Genomic DNA, 21,776 nt, shown 5'->3' on the forward strand with positions numbered 1-21,776 from the left:
ACACCAGCTTACAGAGCGGGACAAGTAAAAATTTGGTTCGGGCCAACAGGGCCCTGGGCTCACCGCCCAAACACCCCCTGGACATCAGGCAAATTCTCCATTTCCATCCCGCTGTTCCAAATCCTCTCCGCACCCGCCACTGAAATCACCCGGGTCGCCAGCGACACAAACTTCTCCTTAAGCTGCTCATCCGACACCGGATTCCCCGGTGCGCCCAGCGCGACATCTACTCGTAAGGTTTTTGATTCGCCGGTTCGGATGAAAACCGTCACATCCGGCTCGCTGTCGGAACTCATCGTGGCATCTTCCGTCAGCACGATCCGGGCGATCATCGCCAGCAAATCCGGATCCTGCCGTTGCGCCGCACCGTAAACGTCCAGCCCGGCGTGGCCGAAAACAACACGCGCCGCGATGGCGTAACGCAGGCTCATCTGTGCCGCCGCCAGCGTGGCGATTTCATTATCTCCGCACATTCCGTTGAGGAACGGGCACAAACGGACGACGATTTTTTCGATATCACCGGCGGTCGCGTGCATTTCCTCAAGCAAAATGCCCGTCGCGTCGATCGCGGAATGCGTACCACGGCACGAGGCGTAAGGCTTGATGGAACAACGCTCCAGCTTCCAGATTTCACCCAGACTGGCCGTCAGCATTTCGGGCATTGCACTTTGCGGTGCCAGCGTTGAGAGGAATCCGCCCCACTGATCTTCGAATAACTGCGCAGGCCCGCTGATGCCCTGCCGGGCGCTGAGCGCGGCGAGAACTCCGCCTTCTGCGGCGCGGCCTGCGTGCAGCTTTTTGCTCTGCGAACCGTCATGGATAAACGCCCACAGGCCACCGCTGAAACTGCCGGAAATGCCCAGTGCAGAGCTGATCTGCCCTGCACTCAGGCCGAGAATTTTCCCCGCGGCCGCGGCTGCGCCAAATACGCCGCAGGTTGACGTGGAATGCCAGCCCGCCCGGTTGTGCGGGGAATAGCCGCCACAGGCTTCCAGCACGCGGCGCGCCACGTCGTAACCCATAACGACTGCCGTGATAAACGCTTTGCCGCTGACCGGTTGCGGGCACAGCGGCAACACCGCCAGCACGGCGGGAATAACCACCGCGCCGGAATGATCGCAGCCGCCGGTGTCATCGAGTTCCAGCGCGTGCGCCGCCACGCCGTTGAGCAGCGCAGCGTTGCGCGCAGACGTCAGCTCGCGGTAGCCCCAGACCGGGGAAAGCGGCAATGCGCCTTCACCGAGGATCATCGCGGCCACGTCTTTTGCCACGTCGCTGGTCGCACCCACCAGCCCCGCGCCAATCGTATCGAGAATATGCCGTTTGGTACGTTCCACCAGCCGTGGCGGCAAATCGTCGAAATGGGTATTCACCACAAATTCGCTCAGAATTTGCTGCTGCGAAAGCTTACTCATGGCTGACTCCCGGCGCGGTATGTTGCATCCAGATCTGCGCCGGATGGGACGCCTCGTTTTGCGGCTGATTCTGTGACCACCAGTCGGCCACCTCGCTGGCGCTGGCGACCCAGACATCCGGTTTTGACGTGATGTAGTCCAGCAGTTCAGCCAGCACGCCAATGCGTCCGGCGGTGCCGATCACTTCCGGATGCAGCCGCAGCACATAGCACAGGCCAAAACGGTAGAAACCGTCGAAATCCATCTTCATGTTGCCCAGCGTCTGGCTGTAGGACGCAATGCGTGACTGCGCCGGGGGCACCGCCGGGCTGAGGTTAAAGGCGAAATACGGCTCGTCTTCCATCTCATAATGCAGCGGCAGTTCCACCAGCCGCGACGGCAAGCCATCCTGCATGGGCTGGAAATAGGGCAAATCATCGCCGCGCCAGCCGGAGGTCCAGCTGAAACCTTCATCCGTCAGCACATCCGCAAAACCCGGTGCCCAGTTTCCTGCGGGCAGACGAAAACCGCGTGGCACCTTGCCGGTCAGGGCTTTTAGCGCCGCTTTGCCCCGTTGCAGGCTGTCAGTTTGCTGCGCCAGCGTCAGCCCGTCGAAATGCGCAAATTCATAGCCACAGGTCGCCAGCTCGTGACCGGCGCGGTCGATTTCGCGGATTTTCTCCGGGTTTTCGTCCGCCACAATGCCCGGCACACACCAGGCGCTGCGCAGGTTTTTTTCATCCAGCAGCGCCAGCAAACGGTCGATGCCGCGCAGCGTGCCGTATCGCCAGACCGACAGCGTTTTTTCGCGGCCAGCCACGGCGGGAACCTGGCTGAGAATGCCGTGAATATCGTTGAAATCCACCGTAATAATCACCGCGCAGCGATAGCCCTGCGGCCAGTTTTGATTAGTCATTGGCATGCTCCTGCATCCACCAGTGCGCCACGTCGCGGCAGCGCGCAAACCACACGTCGTCACGCGCTTTCAGGTGGCTGAAAAATTGATCAAGCAGCATGATGCGTCCCGGTTTTCCGCTGATTTTCGGATGGAACAACGTCGTCAGGCTCAGCCCTTCATTCATCGCGCCGTCGTATTCACGGCACCAGTTGTCGAGCGTCAGCGCGTAACTGGCGGTGCGATCCAGCCCCGACGGGAAATTCGGCTCGCGGGTGTAGGCCAGAGACGCGTAATCGTCCATTTCCCAGCGGCCGGGAATTTCCACCAGCGGCCGTTCATGGCCGGGCACGGTGATCAGATAGGGCCGGTCGTCGCCGCGCATACTGCTGGAATACGTCACGCCCGCGTCGAGCAGCATCGCCGGTGTTTCCTTGTGCCAGTCGCCTGACGGCGTGCGGAAACCTTCGGCGCGTATCCCTAAAACCTGCCAGAAAATCTCGCGGGACTTCTCCATCACCTGGCGCTGTTTTTCGGCGCTGATGGCGTAAAAAGACTCATGACGATAACCGTGATACGCCACTTCATGGCCGCGCTCGACAATCGCCTGACACTGTTTCGGCCAGTTTTCCACCACCCACGCGGGAATGAAAAACGTCGCCGGAAGCTGATGTTCACTGAGCAAATCGAGGATCCGCCCCAGCGCCCGGTAAGGGCCGTAAGCGCCGAAGGTAAAGTAATCCGCTTTCTGCCAGATTGTGCCGTTAAGCATCGCGTCGCCGGTCGGGCCGTCGAGATCAAACGCCAGCGCCATGCAGCCGCGTTTGCCTTCCGGCCATAGACTGGCCGTGTGTTGTGCTGAAATCGTCATGAGTCGGTCCGTTACCTGAGGTTATTTGCCTTTGTTGATGGTGACTTCCTGAACTGCACCGTCCTGCAGGCCCCATTTGGTGAGGATTTTCAGATACGTACCGTCGGCAATCATGCCGGTCAGCGCGCCTTTTACCGCGTCAATCAGCGGCTGATCGTCTTTGCTGATCCCCATGCCGGTGACCTGATACGCAAAGGCTTTGCCCAGCGGTTTATAGGTGTCTTTTTCCAGATTCATGATGTACGGCAGAGTCTCGCTGCCCTGCACCACGCCTTCGATTCGCCCCTGACGCAGCTGGGTACGCGCATCCGCCGTGCCTTCCGCACCAATCACCACGATGGCCGGTTTGCCTGCCGGCACGCAGTTTGCTTCGCTCCATGCAGCGATTTCAGCCGGGAAAGTGGTGCGGCGGCTGGTACCAACTTTCTTGCCGCAGAGATCTGACAGGGTGTTGATTTCTTTGTGCGCGACGGTGGTGTAGAACTGCGGCCCGCTGTTGTAGTAATCCACAAACGTGGCGATATCCTGGCGAGGCTTGGTGTCAGTCATGCCGGAAAGGATCATGTCCACGCGATGCGTGGCGACGGCGTTCACCATCTGTTCGAAGCCGATTTCCTGCCAGCTGATTTTGCGGTTCAGGCGCTTGCCGAGTTCCATACCCAGATCGTAATCCATGCCGGTCAGCTGGCCGGTGGCCGGATCTTTGAATTCCAGCGGCGGATAGTTCGGCATCATCGCCACTTTGATTTCGTCTTTTTGTTTCAGCTCAGCGGCGCTGGCGACAGGAACCGCGCCCTGCAACAGAACCGCCGCAGTAATAAGGGACAACAGTGTTTTTTTCATGAAGGCATTCCCATAGTCAAAAGTTAACGGCAAAAGGGTCAAATGAGGACGGCAGAGATAAAGTTCTGCGTCCGCGGGTTTTGTGGATTAAGCAAAATGTCTTCCGGATTACCACTTTCTATAATTCCGCCCTCATCCATGAAGACCACGCGGTTAGCGACTTCCCGCGCGAAACCTAATTCATGCGTGACCACAATCATCGTCATCCCTTCAGCGGCCAGGCCGCGCATCACCGCCAGTACTTCGCCGACCATTTCCGGATCGAGCGCCGACGTCGGCTCATCAAACAGCATCACTTTGGGTTTCATGGCCAGCGCACGGGCAATCGCCACGCGCTGTTGCTGACCACCGGAAAGCTCCAGCGGATACGCATCGCGTTTATGCGCCAGCCCGACGCGTTCGAGCAGCGCCATGGCTTCCTGCGTCGCCTCTTTCACCGGCCGCAGCAGAACCTGACACGGCCCTTCGATAATGTTTTCCAGCGCCGTTTTGTCCGGGAACAGATTGAAACGCTGGAAAACCATGCCGGTTTTCAGCCGCTGGCGGGCAATCTGCCGGTCATTGAGCGGGTAAAGTTTTTTGCCGTCCATGCGGTAACCGACCAGTTCGTCATCCACCCAGACGCCGCCGCTGTCGATGCGCTCAAGCTGATTAATACAGCGCAGAAACGTACTTTTCCCCGACCCCGATGGCCCGATGATGCACATCACTTCGCCGTGTTTAACTTCAAGATTGATGTTTTTCAGCGCCTGAAACTGGTCAAAGTACTTATTGACGTTGACGGCTTTGATAATACTTTTCATGGTCTGGCTCCTCAGTGGCTGGTGCGGCGGCGGGTGCCACGACCGAAATAGCGTTCCAGACGGTTCTGCCCGAGCGACAACACCGTCACCACCACCAGGTACCAGATACCGGCGACAAACAGCAGTTCCATCACCCGCGCATTGGCGAAGTAAATGGTCTGCGCGTTATAAAGCACTTCGGAATATTGGATCATGCTCGCCAGACTGGTGGTCTTCACCATGCTGATAAATTCGTTACCAATAGGCGGAATAATCACCCGCATGGCCTGCGGCAAAATGATCCGCCGCAGCGCATGCAGACGCGTCATGCCGATGGACTTCGCCGCCTCGTACTGCCCGAGATCGACCGAAATCAGCCCGGCGCGCACCACTTCCGAGGTGTACGCGCCCTGATTAATACTCAGCCCGAGCAGTGCGGCGGTGAATGGCGTCATGATGTCCACGGTCTGAATACTGAACAGGCCGGGAATGGAAATGGTCGGGAAAATCAGTGCCAGGTTAAACCACAGCAGCAGTTGTAAAATCAGCGGCGTACCGCGAAAAATCCACGTGTAGCCCATCGCCACACTGCGCAGCACCGGGTTTTGCGACATGCGCATCACTGCGATAATCACCCCGAACACAATCCCCAGCGCCATCGCCAGCACCGACATCACAATGGTGTTGCCCAGCCCGAACAAAATCGCTTTGGCGGTCAGAAACTGCGCCACGTACTGCCATTCGATTTTGCCGTGCGCAAAGGCGTTCACCAGCAAGGCCAGCAGCACCAGGATCGCGACCGAGGCAAAAATCCGGCCGTAATAACGCTGCGGCACATAGTGGTATTCGCTGAGATCGACATCAGCGGTTTTCACGTTTTCAGACGTCTTCTGATACAAAGTCATTCGCCGCTCCCCGCGAGGTGTAGAAGTTATGCAGACGTTATAAAGACAGGCCGGTGTAGGCCGTTGCCCAGGCCGACTGCCCGGCCAGACGCACTTTCAGCCGCTCAATCTGCTCGGCCACGCGCACCGGAGACGTACCCCCCCAGCCGCTGCGGGCATTCACCGCGGCTTCTAACGTCAGGCAATCGCGCACGTCAGCGCTCAGACGCGGATCCACGGCCAGCAGCTGGGCATCGCTGAGTTCATGCAGCGCCAGATTGTGTTGCTCGCAAACCTGCACCAGCTGGCCGGTGATTTCGTGCGCTTCCTTAAACGGCACGCCGCGGCGGGAAAGCCAGTCCGCCACTTCGGTCGCCAGCGTGAAACCTTCAGGTGCCTGTTCGCGCAGCCGTTCAACGTTCACCTTCATGGTGTCGATCATTCCGGCCATTGCAGGCAGCACCAGCAACAGCTGATCAACGGTGTCCATCGCGTTGCGTTTGTCTTCAATCAGGTCGCGGTTATACGAAAGCGGCAGCCCTTTCATGGTGGTCAGCATCGCCGTCACGTTGCCAATCAGACGGCCACTTTTGCCCCGCGTCAGCTCGGCAATGTCGGGGTTTTTCTTCTGCGGCATGATGGAACTGCCGGTGGCGTAACCGTCGTCAAGCTCGACCCAGCGGAACTGGCGCGACGCCCACAGACAAACTTCTTCGCAAATGCGCGATAGGTTGACGCTCAGCATGCTGCCGGCAAACAGGAATTCAGCGACGTGGTCACGGCTGGCAACGGCGTCAATGGAGTTTTCACACGCGCCGTCGTAGCCCAGATCTTTAGCGGATAATTCCGGGTGCATCGCGATGGCAGAACCGGCCATCGCCGCCGCCCCTAGCGGAGAAAGTGCGCAGCGTTTATCCCAGTCACGCAGGCGTTCAACGTCGCGGTAAAACGACTGCGCATGCGCCATCAGCTGATGACCAAACACAATCGGCTGCGCCTGTTGCAGATGCGTAAAACCAGGCGCGAGGGTATGAATATGCTGTTCCGCCTGTTTGATCAGCGCGGTTTGTAATTCCAGCAGCGCCACCACGATTTTGCGGGTGTTATCGCGCAGGTACAGACGCAAATCGTTGGCGGTCTGGTCGTTACGGGAACGTCCGGCGCGCAGTTTGCCGCCAAGCGCGCCCAGCCGTTCGGTCAGGCTGCGTTCGATAAACGTATGCACATCTTCATCGCCCTGAACCGGCGTCACGGTTCCGGCGCGAAAATCGGCGGCCAGTTGCTCAATGGCCTCAACCATCTGACGGGTTTCATTCTCATCAAGTAAACCGGCGCGCTTTAATTCATAAGCGTGTGCGCGGCACCCTTCCAGATCATATTCAGCAAGTGAAAAATAATATTCCGGGCTGCGCGATAAGGCGCTTAACGCCGCGGCTGGCCCGTGTTTGAAGCGGGCTCCCCAAAGAAGTTCTGGCTGCTGGGACATGATCGTTTCCTTTTATGGCATAGATGTTGCAAACCTGAATCCAGCGTATTGTCTGACGGCGTTTAAATAAATTTCAGCCAACAGTGTTTCGAATGACACTGAACAATCTCAGGCTTACAGCGTAATAACGAGTGAGGCTAAGTGAATTTGATGTTGTAGATTTTTAGAGCGGGGGTAAATATTTATTATGGAAAGTCCACTTTCCAAATCAGGAAACACATCACCCGCAAAAAGTGATATTAACCAGCACAGCCTTGGCGTCGCAGATTTAAAACTTTTGCGCGTCTTTAAAACCGTGGTAGAGGCCGGTGGATTTACCGCAGCCTGTAATGAACTGAATATTGGCCTGGCGGCAATCAGCAAACAAATATCGGATCTGGAGATCCGCTTTGGGATGAAACTTTGTACGCGCGGGCGTGAGGGGTTTTATTTAACCGAACACGGAAAAGTCGCGTATCAGGCGTGTCTGGATTTATTTTCTTCCATCAACCTCTTTCGCGACAAACTCAATCATGCGCGCCACGAACTGTTCGGAGAGCTGAACATCGGCATTATCGACAACACCATTACGGATCCGCAATCGCCCGTCGTCTGTGGCTTAGGCGAGGTTTACCGTCAGGCGCCAAAGGTGAACATACGCCTGCACGCCACCCAGCTCGACGAGATCGAACGCGGCGTGATTGATGGCCGTTTTACCTGCGGCATCATGCCGGTGTATCAGGAAAAACCGGAATTTGATTACTTTTTCCTGTATCACGAAATGACCTATCTTTATTGCGGCGATAAACACCCGCTCTTCTCCGTTCCGGCTCAGGAAATTAAAGAATCACAAATCAAATCCTCGCAAATGGTGAATCACTTTTACGCCAATCACAGTAAGAAAAATATCTTCTCTGACGTCACGACGCCGCACGCCATCGCCGTACAGGTCGAAGCGGTCACCATGTTACTGATGACCGGTAATTATCTCGGTTTTTTACCGGAACATTATGCCAGTGCGTTCATGGACGGAAATAAACTCAAAGCGCTGATGCCGGACAATATTGAAATCGCCACTCCCTTCAGCCTGGTGGTTAAAAAAGGCGCCCCGTTTAATTCCGTGCTGAATTTATTCTTTAATGCTCTCAAACAGGCACTCATTCCCCGGCCTGAAGCGAAAGCCAGCTGATTCGATTAAGCGGGAATATTGCCGGCTCCGTCGTCTTATGCACCGGCGCAGAGCAATGAAAGTCATATTGTGGTGCAGGTTATCACTTTTAATTATAAATTCGTTTACCTCCTTCTCATTAATTATCCAAAAATGTATAACATCAATGCCCTGCCTGATTTCCTTCCGTGATTTCAACTGTGGCGTAGTAATTGCTTTACTCACTTGTCTATACAGGGTTGCACATTAGGATTTCTATTAGCCGTCTTTCTCTCTTTCAACACCATGCGAGGATCACCATGTCACCGACTCAGACCTTAAACGCCTTAAAAAACAAAGTTGCGCTGGCCTGTTGCATTGGCGCGCTCACGACATTCAGCCTGAGTGCTGGCGCGGCAACGACAGCGCCGGAAGCCGGTACCTTCAAAATGGGTATCGAACCCTGGCTGGGCTACGGGCAGTGGCACGTCGCACAAAGTCAGGGCATTTTTAAACAGCAGGGGCTGGAAAAGGTCGACATCATTAACTTCGCCGAAGACAAAGACATCAACGCCGCGTTAGCCAGCGGGCAGATTGACGGCGCAAACATCGCCACACACACCGCCATGGCGATGGTTTCCGCAGGATTGCCGGTGAAAGTCGTCCTGCTGCTCGATCAGAGCGAAACCGCCGACGCCCTGCTGGTCGGCAAGGATATCGCCACGTTGAAAGACCTGAAAGGTAAACAGGTGGCGTTCGAAGAAGGCACCACCAGCGACATTCTGCTGCACAGCGCCGTCAACTCGGCCGGGCTGAAATGGAGTGATATCACGCCGGTGCCGATGCCTGCCGATTCCGCAGGCAGCGCGCTGATTGCCAAACGCGTCACCGCCGCCGTGACTTACGAGCCGTACATTTCTGCCGCCAGAAAACAGGATCCGTCGCTGAAAATGCTCTACAGCGGCTCTTCCGATCCGGGCCTGATCGGCGACGTTCTGGTGGTTCGCGATTCCGTATTGAAAGAAAAACCGGGCCAGATTGCCGCGCTGATTAAAAGCTGGGACGCCGCCCTGACCCATTATCAGGCCAATACCACCGCCGACCGCGCCCTGATCGCCAAAGCCGTGGGGGCCACACCGGCGGACCTGGAATCAGCGTTTGACGGCGTGAAATACTATTCGCTGGCCGAAAACAAACAGGTGCTCAGCCATTCGTTCTCCGACCAGACGTTTGCGCATGTGCTGAAAGCCGCCACCGCCGCCGGGCTGATCCCAAAACCGGTGACCACCGCGCAGGTGATTGATGCCAGCTTTGTGAACAGCCTGCCATGAGTTCGCGCCGTAAACCGCTCAACCTGATGGTGATTGGCCGCCTGCCCTCGCGCAAATTGTTCGTCGGCATCGCCGTGGCGCTGTTCGTTGTCCTGTTTCTGGCATGGGGGCTGGCGACCCGCAGCGGCGCCATTCCGCCGATTTTTCTGCCAAAACTCACCGATGTGTGGCTGAAAATGGTTTCACTGGCGCAGGACGGCACGCTGTGGAGTGACGTCAAAAGCAGCCTCTACCGCATCAGTATTGCATTCGCCATTTCCTCGGTGATGTCGATTGTGATTGGCGTGCTGGCAGGCTGCTACGGTTTCTTCAAAGCCCTGACCGAACCGCTGGTGGATTTCATTCGTTACATGCCGGTGGTGGCGTTCGTGCCGCTGACCATTTTATGGACCGGTACAGACGACGTGCAGAAATTCCTGATTATCTGGATCGGTACCTTCTTCCAGCAGGTGTTAATGGTGATCGACGCCGTGAAACGCGTACCGGGTGATTTCGTCGGTTTAGGCCGCACGCTCGGCATGCCGGATCGCAAAATTCTCTTCCGCATCGTTTTACCGGGCGCGCTGCCGGGCATCTGGGACGCACTGCGCATCAGTCTCGGCTGGGCGTGGACGTGGCTGGTGCTGGCCGAACTGGTGGCCTCCACCTCCGGGCTGGGTTACCGCATCGTCGTTTCCCAGCGCTTCTTCCAGACCGACACCATCATCGGTTACATCCTGCTGCTGGGGATTTTGGGGTTAATCAGCGACCAGATTATGCGTGCCGCCGAGCGCGTACTGTTCCGCTACAACAAGAGGCGTGCGTAATGTCGGTTTTAACCATTTCTCATTTGCACAAAAGTTTCCAGGTCGGAAAACAGACGCGCGAAGTTCTGCACGACATCAGCCTGACGCTGGCGGACAACGAATTTGTCTCGGTCGTCGGCACGTCGGGTTGCGGCAAAAGCACCCTGCTGTCCATCGCGGCAGGCCTTGAGGATTACGACAGCGGCGACGTGCAGGTTGACGGGCAAACCATACGCGGTGCGGGCATCGACCGTGGCGTGGTGTTTCAGTCCTATACTTTATTACCGTGGCTGACGGCGCGGCAGAACATCGAATTTGCGCTCAAAGCCGCCGGGTTCAGCCGGGCAGAATGCCGCGAAAAAGCCGATCAGCATCTCGAACTGGTTCAGCTGACGGCGTTTGCCGATGCCTGGCCGTCCGAGCTTTCCGGCGGTATGAAACAACGCGTGGCGATTGCGCGCGCGTTGTCCTATCGTCCGAAAATATTGCTGATGGATGAACCTTTCGGCGCGCTCGACGCCATGACGCGCCACCAGATGCAGGAACTGCTCACCGGTATCTGGGAGCAACACCGGCTGACGGTGATGTTCGTCACCCACGATATCGAGGAAGCGGTTTATCTTTCCGACCGCATCGTGGTGATGGGACCGGGCACCATTCAGGCAACGTTTGATGTGCCCTTGCCGCGCCCGCGCCGCGAAGAACTGACCGCCAGCCCTGAATTCACTGACCTGCAACGTCAGGTTCTCCATACTATCCGCAGCGGCCACACCCGCGCCGCGCTGGCCTGATCACCGGAGATTTACCATGTCTGCACCTTTTCAATCTGTGACTTTTCATGACCTGAGCGATTCGACTGACCTGCCACCGGCATTATTCCAGCGCACCGAAGCGGATTTATCCTTTTTCATTGAGCGTGTGGCACCGATTATCGACGCCGTGCGCACCGATGGCGACGCCGCCCTGCAACGCTTTGCCCGCGATTTCGACGCGGTCACCGCGCCGGAAATGAGCATCATGGCGGAAGATTCTGAGTTCGCCACGGCGTTTGAACGCCTTGATCCACAGGTCATCGAATCCATCCGTTTCTCGGTGGAAAACATTCGCGCATTCCACGAAGCGCAGAAACCCGAAGACATGTGGATGAAAGAAATCCGCCCCGGCGCATTTGCCGGTGACCGCCATGTGCCAATTGACTCCGTCGCCTGCTATGTACCGCGCGGCAAAGGCTCGTTCCCCAGCGTCTTTCTGATGACCACGATCCCGGCGGTGGTGGCTGGCGTCAAACGCGCCATTGTCATCACCCCGCCGGGGCCGGACGGCAAAGTGGACGACGCCACGCTGGTCGCCGCAAGGCTGGTGGGCATCACCGAAGTGTATAAATGCGGCGGCGCACAGGGCGTGGCGGCCGTGGCATTCGGCACTGAAACCGTGCCGAAATGCCTGAAAATCGTCGGACCGGGCAGCCCGTGGGTCGTGGCGGCAAAACGCCAGTTATCAAACCTTATCGATCCCGGGATTCCCGCCGGGCCCAGCGAAAGCTTAATTCTGGCCGATGACAGCGTGGACGGTGCGCTGGCAGCCTTAGATCTCATCATCGAGTCCGAACACGGGCCGGACTCCTCGGCTTATCTGGTGACAAACAGCCGCCGCGTGGCCGAAGAAGCCATTGCCGCCTTGCCCGGCTACTGGGCGCAAATCGGCGAAAAGCGCGCCGGTTTCTCGCAGGCAGTTCTATGCGGAACGCACGGCGGCGTGGTGCTGACGCCCGATTTCGACACTGCCGTTGAATTTGTTAACCAGTACGCGCCGGAACATCTGGAAATCCTTGCCGAAGAACCGATGGCCGTAATGGGCAAAATCCGCAATGCCGGAGAAATCTTGCTCGGCAACTACACGCCTATCACATTGGGGAATTTTGTGCTCGGCCCGAACGCTGTCCTGCCGACCAACGGTGCAGCGAAAACCGTCGGCCCGCTCTCAGTTTTCGATTACATGAAACGCATTTCAGTCGGCTACGTGACCCGCGAAGGCTACGCGCCGCTGGCTGAAAAAGCCCACGCGTTCGCACTGTACGAGGGCTTCCCCGGCCACGCGCTGGCGGTATCGGCATTACGCACTGAGATCCTCAACAAAAAAGGCCAATAACGATGAGCAATTTGACGGGCAGTGAACCGCTGGCCGCGCAGGCGCGTCAGTTAGTCCACGCGGGAGAGTGGCAAAAAGCGGCGGATGCGCTGCGCCAGCTGATTGGCGAAGTCACTGGCGTGAAGGCCGGTCAGCTGACCATCAACCGTGACCAGTACAGCCTGAATTCCCTCAACGGTACGGTGACGCTCGACGATGGCCGCGCCCTGTTCTTCAAATATCACAATGAAGAAGGCGAAGATAAAACCATCGAAGAGTATTACAACGCTGAATTGCTGCGTGAAAGCGGCTTTCGGGTCGATGTGCCGGTGTATGCCTGCGGCGAACCGGGGCGGCAGATTCTGATGTATACCCTGCGCCACGACCGGCGTATGGCAGATGTCTGCCGGGATATCGAACAGCAACAGGCATGGGATCAGGAAGCTGAAATCGAAGAAGCCCAGCGCCGCGCTGACCGCGATATCCTGACAAATACGCTACCGACGCTGAAAGCCGGTTCGGTGGACGGCGTTTCCGCAGAACCCATCCATCAGCTGTTCCATCACCGGCTGGTTTCCGCGGACAACCCGGAGATCCCCGCCGGTTTCGGTGGCCGCGTCGCGCGTTTTTACGTCGGCAAAACCTTCCAGCTCGAAGACGAACAACTGGAATGGCAAACGCTGAGTAACCTGCGCTGGGTCATCAACGGTGTGGCGTATGAACACAGCCTGCGGCAATTATTCGCCGAAGCGGGAACGCGTCTCGCGCCCGCCGCACTGGCCGACCACGGCGTCATCACAGCACACGGCGACGCGCACAACGCTAACGTCTGGTACGACACGTCGGAAGAAATTCCGCAACTGGTGAGCTTCGACCCCGCTTTCGCCGGGCGCAACATTCCGGCGCTGCTGGCGGAAATCAAAGCCACCTTCCACAACATTTTTGCGCATCCGCTGTGGTTGTACGAGCCCGCACGCTGCGGCGAACTGTACAAAGTCACGGTGATGCGCCGTGGCGATACGCTGTTTGTGGATCACAACTGGCAGCTGACGCCGCTGCGCGCCGCCTTCCTGCGCGACAAAGGCGAGGAATACTGGCAGCCGTTGCTCGCCCAACTCGCCCGCCGTGGCTGGTTGCCGCCGCACTGGCAGCGGATTTTCCGCCTCGCCATGTTCTGCTGCCCGGCGCTGGTTCTGGATCTCCGCGCAGGCGGTTTCAGCGGGCATACCCCCACCAGCTCCGCCCTCGGTCTGGCGATGTCCGTCATGCTGGGCAGCCAGCCGGTGGAAGATCTCGACGAATTCAGCCAATGGCTGGCCGGGATCAGCCCGGCGGAGAAAGCGAATGACTGACCAGTTCTCGCTGCAAGGCAAACGGGTGCTGATCACCGGCAGCTCACGCGGCATCGGTAAAGCGCTGGCGATAGGCATGGCAAAAGCCGGTGCCAGCGTGATCGTCAGCGGGCGTGACAACGTCACGATAAACGCTGTCTGCGGGGAAATCCGTCAACTTGGCGCGGAGGCCTTTCCGCTGGTGCTCGACGTCACGCAACCCGCCACCTTCGACGCCGCGCTGGCCAGGCTGCCCGCTCCGCCTGACGTGCTGGTCAACAACGCCGGAACCGAACACCTTTGCCCGTCACTGGACGTTGACGAAGCGCTCTGGGACACCATTCTCACCACCAACCTCAAAGGCGCATTTTTCTGCGCACAAGCCGCCGCACGGCTGATGGCCGAAAATGGCGGCGGCAGTATTCTCAACCTCTGCTCGCTCACCAGCCAGGTCGGCGTTCCGGGTGCCGCAGCATACGGTGCATCGAAATCCGCCATGGCTGGTCTGACCCGCACGCTGGCGACGGAATGGGCCGTAAAAAATATCCGCGTTAACGGCATCGGTCCGGGATATTTCAAAACCGATCTGACGGCAGAGTTTTACGAAAACGCCGACTGGTGCCAGCAAATGCAGGGGAAAATCCCGCTCGGGCGTTTCGGAGAACTCGACGACCTCACCGGCGCGGCAGTATTTTTAAGCAGTGACGCCGCACGCTATATCACCGGACAGGTGTTATATGTGGATGGGGGATATCTGGCGGGGATCTGATGTCAGACCGGACATCTGGCGGTTTTTCACTTGCAGTAATCGCTCAGGTCAAGACCTTGGGGCTTTAAGGTCAAAACCTTGGGGTGCCACCCAAGGTCTTGATTTTGAATTTGAAATTAAATTTAAAACCCTTCAGGTCGCTACCCCAAAACTCGCAGGCTTGGGCTGCAAGCCCAAAAGATCAAATCAGATCTGCCATTGCCTCTACCCGCGAAATCGCCTCATACAATCCCCCTGCCGTCACATGCCCCGGCATATTCTCCATATCCGGTGCGTGCAGCGATGCCTTCACGATGCTGTCGAGTTCTTCGGCGTTCAGTTCGGCGATTTCACTCAGACGCAGCGGCACGGCGCAGGCGTGGGCGAGTCTGATGGCTTCCATCAGCTCTTCGTCGCTGCGGTTTTCCAGCGCCAGCAGGCAGAGATTACCGAAGCCGACCAGCAAGCCGTGGCCAAATTCACGCGTTTTATCGCAAACAGTGAAGCCTTCGTAAATGGCGTGGGAGGCGGCGGCGTGGGCCCCGCTGCTCATCAGCGAGGTCAGACCGGCAAACATGAAAATGGCGTCCAGCACCTGATCCAGTTCGGCGTTTGGTTTACCCGCGCGCACCGCGTCGCAGGCAGCCGGGCCACAGGATTCAATCAGGTCATAACAAATCCGGCTGTTGGCGCTTGAAGATCGCACCACGCCGCTTAACTGGCCGTGATGGCTGCTGATGGCGCGGAATTCGTACCATTTTGCCAGCGTATCGCCCAGCCCCGCAGCCAGCCAGCGCAACGGCGCGGCCGCCAGAATGTCGCTGTCGATAATGACCGCCGCCGGGGCCTGTGGCAGCGGGAATAAATCGCGAAAATGTCCGTCATCGTGATAACGGATAGTCAGCGGCGTCACCGCAGCGCAGGTCGCGGCGATGGTGGGAATGGTCACCACCGGCACGTTGGTTTCCACGCCAACGGCCTTGCAGGTATCGAGAGATTTCCCGCCGCCTACGCCAATCACGATGTCGGCCTTTTTGTCTTTCACTACTTTCGCCAGACGCGTGATATTGCCTTCGCTGCTTTCACCGCCAAACCATTCGCTGCCCACCAGTTCCACCGCACAGCCTTCAAGCTGATGACGAATTTTATCTCCTGCCGCCATCAGGGCCTGATGCCCGCCAATCACCAGCGCGCGTTTACCGAGCAACGCACAAATATCGCCAAGCTGAGAAATAACGCCGGGGCCGCGCAGAATTTGCGCCGGGAAGATAATGTTCTGTGCCTGCATAACTGCTTCTCCGTGATGCTTGTGTTTGACTGATTCAGGTTAAAAATTCTGAGGATGTTTACTGTTTTTACTTTGTGCAAATTAACGCTCAGGGCGCAGCAAATGCGGCCCCAGCTGTTTCACCGACGTACAACCAAGCTGCGCCAGCGTGCGGTCTACTTCCTGCAAGATAATCTCCAGCGCACGTTGCGCGCCCGCTTCGCCCGCCGCCGCCACGCCGTAGAGCATCGGGCGGCCAAGCAATACGGCATTCGCGCCCAGCGCCAGCGCTTTCACCACGTCGGTACCACGACGAAAACCGCTGTCGATAAGAATAGTGGCATCCGCGCCGCACAACTGGCGAATTTCCGGCAGGACTTCCATCGCGCTGACCGAACCATCGAGCTGACGGCCGCCGTGATTGGACAGCACAATGCCGTCCGCGCCCGCGTCCAGCGCCCGTTGCGCATCGGTCGGTGCCAGAATGCCTTTAATCAGCAACGCGCCTTGCCACTGGCTGCGGATCCAGGCAAACGTTTCCCAGTTCAGGCGGGTATCCATCTGCTCAGAGAAATAGCTCGCCCCACCCGCGCCACGCTGTTTATCCGCAGGCACGTAAGGTTTTAAATTGCCAAAACCGGGCATACCCGCCGGTTTCAGCGTCCGCCACACCCAGCCGGGATGCAGCGCGACATCCACCAGGCTCGGCAACGAAAGCTTCATTGGCCGCCGGTAGTTGCGTTTGTCTTTTTCGCGATTACCGAAATGGACGGCATCGACGGACACCACCAGCGTGGTGCATCCGGCAGCTTTCGCCCGCTCCAGCAGGCCGGTTGTCACCGCGCGGTCTTTTAATACGTACAGCTGAAACCAGTGCTGCGGCAGGTTTTCCGCCGCGATTTCTTCAATCGATGCTGTGGACACTGTGCTCTGGATATACCCGACCCCGGCGCGTCTGGCGGTACGGGCCAGCATGGCGTCTGCGCCAAAACGCAGCATGCCGTTGTAACCGGTCGGTGCAATCAGCAGCGGCGCAGAGAGCGTCTGCCCGCAGAGCGTGACAGACAAATCGCGCTGGCTGGAATCCGTCAGTACCGGCGGAATAAAGCGCCAGCGGGCAAAAACCTCACGGTTATCTTTCAGCGTTTGTTCATCATCCGCCCCGCCTTCCACATAGCTGAAAGCGAAACGCGGCAACGCGCGCCGGGCCTGACGGCGCAATTCTTCAATGTTTAACGCAGCACGCTTCACGCGGCTTCCTCCGCCAGAATGTGTTTCAGGCTTTCCATAAACTGCCGGTTATCCTGCTCGTTACCGACTGACACGCGGATCCAGTTTTCATAGCCGGTTTCGCGCCACGGCTTAATAATTACGCCAAAAGTAAGCAATCGCTGTGCCAGTTCCGCGCTCGGCTGGCCGCAATCAAAGAACAGGAAATTGGCGTGCGACGGCGCAACGGTAAAGCCCAGAGCCGTCAGTTCTGCGGCCATTTTTTCACGCTGCGCGGTGACCAGCGCAATGCTGTCACGCACGTGCTGTTTATCCTGCAAAGCCGCAACGGCGGCAGTTTGTGCCGAGCGGTTAATGTTAAACGGCGTCCGGACACGGTCGAGCAGATTCACCAGTTCAGAATGGCTGGCTAAACCATAGCCAATGCGCAAACCGGCCAGCCCGTAAGCTTTGGAGAAGGTACGCAACACAATCCACGGACGCGGCTGCTCAGCCAGAACGCGCAGGCTGTCTGGATAATCCGCCTCGTTTTCGCAATATTCGAAATAAGCTTCGTCAATCACCAGAATGCAATCCTGCGGGGCGGCATCGATAATTCGGGCGAATCCTTCGCGACCCAGCATGCAGCCCACCGGGTTCGACGGATTGCTGAAAATCACCATTTTTGCAGGTGTGGAAAGCGCCCGCTCCCAGGCCTCAATATCGAACTGCTGCTGCGCGCTGACGCCCACCAGCGTGACCTCAGCCCCCATCATGCGCGGGAAAATTTCATGCAAACCAAAAGACGGGATCAGCGTGACGACGCGGTCGCCAGGGTTCAGAAAGGCCAGCGCCAGCATGTGTAAAATGTCTTCAGAACCGTTGCCGGCCACAATGTTTTCCGCGCTGACGCCCGTTTCTTCCGCCAGCACCGCACGCAATGCCGCACTAGATGCATCAGAATAAATCGCGCTGAAACGGGCATCAGCTTCAAGCGCCGCAATCACTTTCGGGCTGGCCCCCAGAGGGTTTTCATTACTCGCCAGTTTGGCGATACGGGCTGCGCCATATTTTTGCTGTACAGCGTCGGCTGAGAGCCCGGCGTTATACACGCCCAGCGCCCGTGATGCGGGCCTTGCCAGATTTTTCAGGCACTCTTTTGCTGCATCAAAAGCTGTCGGATCTGAAGCCATCTTTTACCTCGTGCTGTGAAGATTCTGTTCCCGAGTATGCCGGAAGTCCGCGCGGTTTTACGCCACTTTTTAACGCATTTTCAGATTATTTTAGAAACAAAACGGGCAGCGACCTGCGCCACTGCCCGCTGATTTTGTTCAGTTTAATTGCCGCTGTATTCATCACTTACCCTAACGGGCTTCATAGCATCGGCAGGTTCAGGTCATTGCGTTCCGCACAGGCTTTAGCCTGCTCATAACCGGCATCAGCATGACGCATCACGCCGGTTGCCGGGTCATTCCACAGAACGCGCGATAGGCGTGCATCGGCCTCTTTAGTGCCGTCCGCCACAATGACCATGCCCGCATGTTGCGAGAAGCCCATGCCGACGCCGCCGCCGTGGTGCAGGCTGACCCAGGTTGCGCCGCCCGCAGTGTTGAGTAACGCATTGAGCAGCGGCCAGTCGGAAACCGCGTCGGAGCCGTCTTTCATGGCTTCGGTTTCACGGTTTGGCGAGGCCACAGAACCGGTATCCAGATGGTCACGACCAATGACAACCGGCGCTTTCAGCTCACCGTTGCGCACCATTTCGTTGAAAGCCAGCCCGGCAATATGACGCTCGCCCAGACCGAGCCAGCAGATACGCGCCGGTAAACCCTGGAAGGCGATGCGCTCGCGTGCCATATCCAGCCAGTTGATCAGGTTGGCGTTATCCGGGAACAGCTCCTTGAGTTTGGCATCCGTTTTATAGATATCTTCCGGGTCACCGGAAAGCGCTACCCAGCGGAACGGGCCTTTGCCCTCGCAGAAAAGCGGACGGATATACGCAGGGACAAAGCCCGGAAAATCAAAGGCATTGGTCACGCCTTCGTCTTTCGCCACCTGACGGATATTGTTGCCATAATCCACGGTCGGAATGCCCATTGCGTGGAAATCCAGCATCGCCTGAACGTGTTTTGCCATCGAGGCTTTTGCGGCCTTCACCACAGATTGCGGATCCGATTTACGCGCTTCCTGCCATTTTTCCAGGCTCCAGCCTTCCGGCAGATAACCGTTCAGCGGGTCATGCGCCGAGGTCTGATCGGTGACGATATCCGGGCGCAAACCGCCTTCTTTCGCACGCGCAACCAGCTGCGGCATCAGTTCCGCGGCGTTGCCCAGCAGGCCGACGGAAATGGCTTTTTTCTCCGCGCAGGCTTTTTCAATCATCGTCAGCGCTTCATCAATGCTGTGCGCCTTGTAATCGACATAACGGGTGCGCAGACGGAAATCGATACGCGATTCCTGGCATTCAATCGCCAGCACGCACGCCCCGGCCAGAACGCCCGCCAGCGGTTGTGCGCCGCCCATACCGCCCAGACCGGCGGTTAAAATCCACTTGCCGCGCAGGTCGCTGTTGTAGTGCTGACGCCCCGCTTCGGCGAAGGTTTCGTAAGTGCCCTGAACAATGCCCTGCGCACCAATGTAAATCCACGAACCGGCGGTCATCTGGCCGTACATCATCAGCCCGGCTTTATCCAGCTCATGGAAATGCTCCCAGTTTGCCCAGTGTGGCACGATATTGGAGTTGGCAATCAGCACGCGCGGCGCATCGGTATGGGTACGGAATACGCCGACCGGTTTGCCGGATTGAACGAGCAGCGTTTCGTCTTCACGCAGCTGGCGCAGGCTTTCCAGAATGCTTTCAAACGCGGGCCAGTTACGCGCCGCTTTACCAATCCCGCCGTAAACCACCAGATCTTCCGGGCGCTCAGCGACATCCGGATCAAGGTTGTTTTGGATCATGCGGTACGCGGCTTCAATCAGCCAGTTCTGGCAGCTCAGTTCAGTCCCGTGCGGCGCACGAACAACGCGGGCTACAGCCGTTTTTTGTGGAGCGTTCATCGTCGGTTCCTTCTCTCAAATAGGGTGTTTTCAGGTTCAAAATTTCAGGCAAAGCTCGTGTTCAGGCGAAGCTTTCGATCAAACAAAGCTTGGCAGCAGCGCTTCAATCGCCGCGGGCCAGTGTTCACGGGAAGCCCACAGACGCATCATTTCGACGTCCGGTGCCATCAGGCGATCCTTTTCAAGAAACGCGACGTTTTCACGGATGGCCTTCATTTCGTTTTCCAGCGTCACAGAGCTTTGCAGCGGACGATGGAAATCAATCCCCTGTGCGGCCGCCATGGCTTCGATGCCCACGACGACGCTGGTGTTAAAGCACATGTCCCCCAGACGGCGTGCGGCGTAAGTCGCCATTGAAACGTGGTCTTCCTGATTCGCTGACGTTGGCAGGCTGTCGACACTGCCCGGATGTGCCAGCGATTTGTTTTCTGACGCCAGCGCGGCTGCCGTCACCTGGGCAATCATGAAACCGGAGTTCACACCGCCGTCGTTCACCAGGAACGGCGGCAGGCCGGAAAGACCGGTATCGAGCAGCAGCGCCATGCGGCGTTCTGAAATCGCACCGATTTCTGCCACCGCCAGCGCGATGATGTCCGCAGCAAACGCCACAGGTTCCGCGTGGAAGTTACCGCCGGAAATCACATCGCCATTTTCGGAGAAGACCAGCGGATTGTCGGAGGCGGCGTTGGCTTCGATGCGAAGAATACGCGCCGCGTGATGCAGGTTATCCAGACAAGCGCCCATCACCTGAGGCACGCAGCGGATGGAATACGGATCCTGTACACGCCCGCAATCGGCATGCGACGTGACAATGTCACTGCCTGCCAGAATAGTTGAAAGCGCCGCCGCAACGCCAATCTGGCCCTGCTGACCACGCGCTTCGTGAATGCGTGAATCGAGCGGTTTTACCGACCCTTTGATGGCTTCCAGCGACAACGCGCCTGCCACCAGCCCGGCAGAAAATACGCGCTCCGCTTCGAACAAACCGGAAAGTGCCAGAGACGTTGACACCTGGGTGCCGTTAAGCAGCGCCAGCCCTTCTTTCGGACCAAGTTCAAACGGCACCAGACCGGCGGTTGCCAGCCCGGCGATGGCCGACATTTTTTCACCTTTCGCCGTGACCTGACCTTCACCAATCAGCATCAGGGAAAGGTGCGCCAGGGGTGCCAGATCGCCGGAAGCGCCGACCGAACCCTTCTCCGGAATACACGGATACACGCCCGCATTAAATAAAGTAATCAGCGCATCAATCACTTCAATGCGGATCCCGGAATGGCCGCGCGACAGGCTCAGGACTTTGGTTGCCATGACCAGACGCACCACGTTATCCGCCAGATCCTTGCCGATACCGACGCTGTGCGACAGCACCAGATTACGTTGCAGTTCAGCCAGCCGTTCAGCAGGAATGCGCGTTTGCGCCAGTTTGCCAAAACCGGTGTTGATCCCGTAAACCACTTTGCCCGACTCAACGATGCGGGTGACCGTTTCCTGCGAAGCCAGTACGCCAGCGCGCGCCTCTTCAGCCAGTTCAAGACGGACGTTGCCTTGATAAATTTTGCGCAGCATCGGCAGGTCAACATGGCCCGGTTGCAGGCGGCAAAGGGTTAAAGCGGTGGATGAAGAAGCCATAATCTATTCCT

Annotated in this window: 19 protein-coding genes; 7 read left to right on the forward strand and 12 right to left on the reverse strand. The window is 57.7% G+C overall.

Annotated features, from left to right (window positions below; all coding sequences use genetic code 11):
• Positions 1 to 59: 59 nt before the first annotated feature.
• From J1782_RS17075 to argH, 7 genes are read right to left on the reverse strand one after another with little or no spacing between them, the layout of a single operon-like run.
• A complete protein-coding gene (locus tag J1782_RS17075) occupies positions 60 to 1,415 on the reverse strand; it encodes an MmgE/PrpD family protein (RefSeq protein WP_217153576.1) in 1,356 nt (451 codons plus the stop codon).
• Positions 1,408 to 2,310 (reverse strand): polysaccharide deacetylase, encoded by a 903-nt coding sequence (locus J1782_RS17080; protein WP_165057499.1) that lies wholly within the window; start codon positions 2,308 to 2,310, stop codon positions 1,408 to 1,410. Before J1782_RS17080 ends, J1782_RS17075 begins: the two co-directional genes overlap by 8 nt.
• The gene (locus J1782_RS17085) at positions 2,303 to 3,160 is read right to left on the reverse strand and encodes a polysaccharide deacetylase (protein ID WP_217153577.1); all 858 of its coding nucleotides are present in this window, start codon (positions 3,158 to 3,160) and stop codon (positions 2,303 to 2,305) included. The genes J1782_RS17080 and J1782_RS17085 overlap by 8 nt, the downstream gene beginning before the upstream one ends.
• Before the next feature lie 21 nt (positions 3,161 to 3,181).
• Positions 3,182 to 4,003, reverse strand: a complete 822-nt coding sequence (locus J1782_RS17090; RefSeq protein WP_152326199.1) for an ABC transporter substrate-binding protein — start codon at positions 4,001 to 4,003, stop codon at positions 3,182 to 3,184.
• A 38-nt stretch (positions 4,004 to 4,041) separates the two neighbouring features.
• Positions 4,042 to 4,806, reverse strand: a complete 765-nt coding sequence (locus J1782_RS17095) for an amino acid ABC transporter ATP-binding protein (protein WP_101079700.1) — start codon at positions 4,804 to 4,806, stop codon at positions 4,042 to 4,044.
• An 11-nt stretch (positions 4,807 to 4,817) separates the two neighbouring features.
• Positions 4,818 to 5,690, reverse strand: a complete 873-nt coding sequence (locus J1782_RS17100; RefSeq protein WP_217153578.1) for an amino acid ABC transporter permease — start codon at positions 5,688 to 5,690, stop codon at positions 4,818 to 4,820.
• A 37-nt stretch (positions 5,691 to 5,727) separates the two neighbouring features.
• The gene (gene argH / locus J1782_RS17105) at positions 5,728 to 7,155 is read right to left on the reverse strand and encodes an argininosuccinate lyase (RefSeq protein ID WP_152326197.1); all 1,428 of its coding nucleotides are present in this window, start codon (positions 7,153 to 7,155) and stop codon (positions 5,728 to 5,730) included.
• A gap of 187 nt (positions 7,156 to 7,342) precedes the next feature.
• Here argH and J1782_RS17110 point away from each other — a divergent pair, with 187 nt between their 5' ends.
• The 7 genes from J1782_RS17110 (at position 7,343) to J1782_RS17140 (ending at position 14,624) form a co-directional block, all read left to right on the forward strand.
• A complete protein-coding gene (locus tag J1782_RS17110) occupies positions 7,343 to 8,323 on the forward strand; it encodes a LysR family transcriptional regulator (RefSeq protein ID WP_165057494.1) in 981 nt (326 codons plus the stop codon).
• 278 nt (positions 8,324 to 8,601) lie between these two features.
• Complete coding sequence (locus J1782_RS17115) at positions 8,602 to 9,612, forward strand: ABC transporter substrate-binding protein (protein WP_217153579.1); 1,011 nt, start codon at positions 8,602 to 8,604, stop codon at positions 9,610 to 9,612.
• Positions 9,609 to 10,418, forward strand: coding sequence for an ABC transporter permease (locus J1782_RS17120; RefSeq protein WP_101079695.1), 810 nt, complete (start codon positions 9,609 to 9,611; stop codon positions 10,416 to 10,418). Before J1782_RS17115 ends, J1782_RS17120 begins: the two co-directional genes overlap by 4 nt.
• The gene (locus tag J1782_RS17125; protein ID WP_101079694.1) at positions 10,418 to 11,188 is read left to right on the forward strand and encodes an ABC transporter ATP-binding protein; all 771 of its coding nucleotides are present in this window, start codon (positions 10,418 to 10,420) and stop codon (positions 11,186 to 11,188) included. The genes J1782_RS17120 and J1782_RS17125 overlap by 1 nt, the downstream gene beginning before the upstream one ends.
• 16 nt (positions 11,189 to 11,204) lie before the next feature.
• On the forward strand, positions 11,205 to 12,545 hold the full coding sequence (gene hisD / locus J1782_RS17130; RefSeq protein ID WP_152326192.1) for a histidinol dehydrogenase: 1,341 nt from the start codon (positions 11,205 to 11,207) through the stop codon (positions 12,543 to 12,545).
• A gap of 2 nt (positions 12,546 to 12,547) precedes the next feature.
• Positions 12,548 to 13,876 carry a hypothetical protein gene (locus J1782_RS17135; protein ID WP_217153580.1) on the forward strand — a complete coding sequence of 443 codons (1,329 nt, stop codon included), beginning with the start codon at positions 12,548 to 12,550 and terminating at the stop codon, positions 13,874 to 13,876.
• A complete protein-coding gene (locus tag J1782_RS17140) occupies positions 13,869 to 14,624 on the forward strand; it encodes an SDR family NAD(P)-dependent oxidoreductase (RefSeq protein ID WP_152326190.1) in 756 nt (251 codons plus the stop codon). Before J1782_RS17135 ends, J1782_RS17140 begins: the two co-directional genes overlap by 8 nt.
• Before the next feature lie 181 nt (positions 14,625 to 14,805).
• Here J1782_RS17140 and J1782_RS17145 read toward each other — a convergent pair whose 3' ends face one another.
• From J1782_RS17145 to hutH, 5 genes are all read right to left on the reverse strand, one after another.
• Positions 14,806 to 15,891 (reverse strand): iron-containing alcohol dehydrogenase family protein, encoded by a 1,086-nt coding sequence (locus tag J1782_RS17145; RefSeq protein WP_217153581.1) that lies wholly within the window; start codon positions 15,889 to 15,891, stop codon positions 14,806 to 14,808.
• 81 nt (positions 15,892 to 15,972) lie between these two features.
• A complete protein-coding gene (locus J1782_RS17150; RefSeq protein ID WP_217153582.1) occupies positions 15,973 to 17,121 on the reverse strand; it encodes an alpha-hydroxy acid oxidase in 1,149 nt (382 codons plus the stop codon).
• A complete protein-coding gene (hisC, locus tag J1782_RS17155) occupies positions 17,118 to 18,272 on the reverse strand; it encodes a histidinol-phosphate transaminase (RefSeq protein ID WP_217153583.1) in 1,155 nt (384 codons plus the stop codon). The genes J1782_RS17150 and hisC overlap by 4 nt, the downstream gene beginning before the upstream one ends.
• A gap of 181 nt (positions 18,273 to 18,453) precedes the next feature.
• A complete protein-coding gene (gene hutU / locus J1782_RS17160; protein ID WP_217153584.1) occupies positions 18,454 to 20,136 on the reverse strand; it encodes a urocanate hydratase in 1,683 nt (560 codons plus the stop codon).
• A gap of 78 nt (positions 20,137 to 20,214) precedes the next feature.
• On the reverse strand, positions 20,215 to 21,765 hold the full coding sequence (gene hutH, locus J1782_RS17165; RefSeq protein ID WP_152326185.1) for a histidine ammonia-lyase: 1,551 nt from the start codon (positions 21,763 to 21,765) through the stop codon (positions 20,215 to 20,217).
• Positions 21,766 to 21,776: the final 11 nt, after the last annotated feature.

Source organism: Rahnella sp. BCC 1045, from assembly GCF_019049615.1.
Classification (GTDB): domain Bacteria; phylum Pseudomonadota; class Gammaproteobacteria; order Enterobacterales; family Enterobacteriaceae; genus Rahnella; species Rahnella contaminans.